The sequence below is a fragment of the Aequorivita antarctica genome, assembly GCF_007997155.1.
In the GTDB taxonomy this organism is placed as follows: Bacteria; Bacteroidota; Bacteroidia; order Flavobacteriales; family Flavobacteriaceae; genus Aequorivita; species Aequorivita antarctica.
The window spans coordinates 1-235 of sequence record NZ_VORT01000065.1 but is presented as its reverse complement, the minus strand read 5'-3'; the positions used below and the strand labels follow the sequence as shown (position 1 = coordinate 235).

The window sequence follows — 235 nt, the reverse complement described above, 5'->3', positions numbered from 1 at the left end:
ACTGCAATTGACAACTGTACAGATCCTGTAACACTCACTACTCAAGTTCCCGCTCCGGGCACGCCATTGTCTGATGGAACTTACACCATCACAATGACCGCCACTGACGAGTATGGAAATACTTCAACCTGTAATTTTGAACTTACGGTTACAACAATTATTGGAGTGGATGAGAACTCATTGGACAAAGGTTTGGCGTTATACCCTAACCCAGCGGACAATGTGGTTAACCTTG

At 44.7% G+C, this 235-nt stretch carries 1 protein-coding gene; it reads left to right on the top strand.

The features are described from left to right. Window positions 1-235: HYR domain-containing protein (locus tag ESU54_RS17725; protein WP_146848203.1), on the top strand; the 235-nt coding region annotated here is incomplete at both ends.